Annotated in this window: 3 protein-coding genes; all 3 read right to left on the minus strand. The window is 61.3% G+C overall.

The window, feature by feature from the left end:
- Nucleotides 1-72: 72 nt before the first annotated feature.
- Entirely contained in the window at nt 73-1,656 is a 1,584-nt protein-coding gene (gene gshA, locus ACXRVY_RS20865) for a glutamate--cysteine ligase (protein WP_223462722.1), read from the minus strand.
- 273 nt (nt 1,657-1,929) lie between these two features.
- The gene (locus ACXRVY_RS20870) at nt 1,930-2,313 is read right to left on the minus strand and encodes a PaaI family thioesterase (RefSeq protein ID WP_223462723.1); all 384 of its coding nucleotides are present in this window, start codon (nt 2,311-2,313) and stop codon (nt 1,930-1,932) included.
- A partial coding sequence (locus ACXRVY_RS20875) for a helix-hairpin-helix domain-containing protein (RefSeq protein ID WP_458238137.1) occupies nt 2,313-3,424 on the minus strand: 1,112 nt, incomplete at its 5' end. The genes ACXRVY_RS20870 and ACXRVY_RS20875, both read right to left, overlap by 1 nt.

The raw sequence follows: 3,424 nt of genomic DNA on the forward strand, positions 1-3,424 counted from the left end.
GCAACTCCTCCTGTGGGAGCGAGCTTGCTCCGGGCGGCGTTCCGACGATAAGGTCCGCAGGACCTTCGACGCTCAGTTGCTGATCGCCAGAATGCTCGCCTGGTACGCTCCGACGAACACATCGAAATCACCGACTTCGTTCTGTTCCAGCTCAGCCTGTTGAGCCAGCGACGAACGCGCCCGCTCTTCAAACTTCGCCTGTTCCTCAGCCGCCAACGGCTCGCTGCGGAAGAACTCGGCATGGGCCTGGCTCTGGCGCAGGGAGAACTGGGCGAAGCTCTCCTTGTGCTCGGCCATGGCCACCAATACCTGGGCCGACGGCGTCAGGGACGGGTCCTGGACCTTGGCCATCTGGGCGTCCAGCGCCTTGCTGTGGGCATCGCCGCCATGGCTCTGGTCGAGCATCGCCGCCAGAGGAGCAATTTTCTCCAGCAACTCGCCGGCCCATTCCTTGAGGTCAACCGGTTGGCCATCCCGTTGCAGTTGCAGGCCCGGACGACGACCTTCCTTGACCACGCTGAGGAAGTTCGAGGTCGCGTTGCCGCAGCTGGTATTGGTCAGCAGCGGGCTGTCGTTCAATGCGCAGTACAGCAGGAACGCATCGAGGAAACGCGACTCGGTGAGGTCGATGCCCATCGGCAGGAACGGGTTGATGTCCAGGCAGCGCACTTCAACGTACTGGATACCCCGGGCCATCAGTGCCTGGATAGGGCGTTCACCGGTATAGGTCACGCGTTTCGGGCGGATGTTGGAGTAGTACTCGTTTTCGATCTGCAGGATGTTGGTGTTGAGCTGTACCCACTCGCCATCCTGGTGGGTGCCGACTTCGACGTACGGTGCATACGGCGTGGCCACCGCTTTGCGCAGGCTGTCGGTGTAGCTGTTCAGATCGTTGTAGCACGGCGTCAGGCCGGCCTGGGCGTTGCTCTGGTAACCCAGGTCGCTCATGCGCAGGCTGGTGGCGTACGGCAGGTACAAGGTCTGCGGGTCCAGTTGTTCCAACTGGTGCGAACGACCGCGCAGGAAACCGGCGTCCAGTGCTGGCGACGCGCCGAACAGGTACATCAGCAGCCAACTGTAGCGGCGGAAGTTGCGGATCAGCGCGATGTAGGACGACGACTGGAAATCGCGGTCGGTGCCGACAAAACCTTCGGCCTGCTTGAGCAGCGGCCAGAGCTTTTCCGGCAGGGAAAAGTTGTAGTGGATGCCGGCAATGCACTGCATGGTCTTGCCGTARCGCAGGGCCAGGCCCTTGCGGTACACGTACTTGAGCTGCCCGATGTTGGACGTGCCGTAGTAGGCGATGGGGATRTCTTCCTCGGCCGGCAACGGGCAAGGCATCGACGGACTCCACAGGTACTCGTTGCCGAGCTTGCTGTAGGCAAAACGGTGAATGCTGTCCAGGCTCGCCAGCGTATCGGCAGGATCGGGCAGGGCCGGGGTGATGAACTCCAGCAGCGACTCGGAATAGTCGGTGGTGATCTGTTCATTGGTCAGCGCGGAACCCAGGCTTTCCGGGTGCGGCGTTTGCGCCAGGCGACCTTCATCGGTCACGCGCAGGCATTCACGTTCGATGCCGTGAAGGCACTGTTCGAGCAGAGAGAGGTTAGCGCGCTCGCCGAGCAGAGCCAGGCGGCGGTTGAGAAGTTCGCTCAAGTTGGATTCCTTCACGCGTCAGTCGCCCCAATATGGGGGTGGGCAAGACGGTCTACAAGGGTGAAGTTAAAACTGGCGTTTTCGCCTGGTTTTTCGAGCCGCACAGGCCATGTGCCGGTCAGTCAGTAACTGCACAATCCCTGTGGGAGCGAGCTTGCTCGCGATGAGGGTTTATCAGTCAACATTATTGTCGTCTGACACACCGCCATCGCGAGCAAGCTCGCTCCCACAAGTTTCATTGCGCCGAAATTAACTCAAATCGATGACCGGTAGCTACAGGACAGCGAACGTGCCTTGTGCTTTTGCGACCAGTTTGTCGCACTGCATCACATCGGCCTCGACCACCAATGTGCGGCGACCCGGGTGGATCACCCGCGCCGTGCACATCACCTCGCCGTCTGAGACGGCACGGATGTAGTTGATCTTGCACTCGATGGTCGCGCTCTGCTGGTCAAAGCCGTGGGTGCTGGAACAGGCCAGCCCCATGGCAATGTCCACCAGGCTGAACAAGGCCCCGCCGTGCAGCTTGCCGCCGCGATTGCGCAGCTCGGGTTCCAGCGCCAGGGCGACTTGCGCTACCCCGGTTTCCAGACTGTGCAAGCGGCAGCCCAGCAGCTTGAAAAACGCGCTTTCGGTCAGCCCGGCGGGAATGTCCATCAGCGTTTCTTCAACTGCTTGGCATTGGCGAACAGCGAAGCCATGGCATTGTTGCCCGGTGCTGCCGCCGTGGTTTCCTTGCGCGGTGCGGTGTTCTGGGACTGGCGTGGCGCCGAACCCGGACGTGCGCCGCGAGCGCCGTCGATTTTCTCGCCCGGGGTGTCGCTCATGCGCATCGACAGGCCTACGCGTTTGCGCGGGATGTCCACTTCCATGACCTTCACTTTCACCACGTCACCGGCCTTCACCGCTTCCCGTGGATCCTTGATGAACTTCTCCGAAAGCGCGGAGATATGCACCAAACCGTCCTGATGCACGCCGATATCGACGAAGGCACCGAAGTTGGTCACGTTGGTCACCACGCCTTCGAGGATCATGCCCGGTTGTAGGTCCTTGAGGTCTTCGACGCCTTCCTGGAACTCGGCAGTCTTGAACTCGGGACGCGGGTCGCGCCCTGGTTTTTCAAGCTCCTGGAGGATGTCGGTCACGGTCGGCAGACCGAAGGTTTCATCGGTGTACTTCTTCGGATCGAGACGCTTGAGGAACGTGGCATCGCCAATCAGCGAGCGGATGTCACGGTCGGTTTCGGCGGCGATGCGCTGAACCAGCGGATAGGCTTCCGGGTGAACCGCCGACGAGTCCAGTGGGTTTTCACCGTTCATGACGCGCAGGAATCCGGCGGCCTGTTCGAAGGTTTTTTCACCCAGGCGAGCGACTTTCTTCAGCGCGGCGCGGGTCTTGAACGCGCCGTGCTCGTCGCGGTGGCTGACGATGTTCTGTGCCAGGGTCGCGTTGAGGCCGGAGATCCGTGCCAGCAGCGCCACGGAAGCGGTGTTCACGTCCACGCCAACGGCGTTAACGCAGTCCTCGACCACCGCATCCAGGCCACGGGCCAGTTTCAGCTGCGACACGTCGTGCTGGTATTGGCCGACGCCGATGGATTTCGGATCGATCTTCACAAGCTCCGCCAGCGGATCTTGCAGGCGACGGGCAATCGACACCGCGCCACGGATCGACACGTCCAGATCCGGGAATTCCTTGGAAGCCAGTTCCGATGCCGAGTAAACCGATGCGCCGGCCTCGGAAACCATGACCTTGGTCATCTTCATGG

Source organism: Pseudomonas sp. P5_A2_2 (assembly GCF_054177685.1).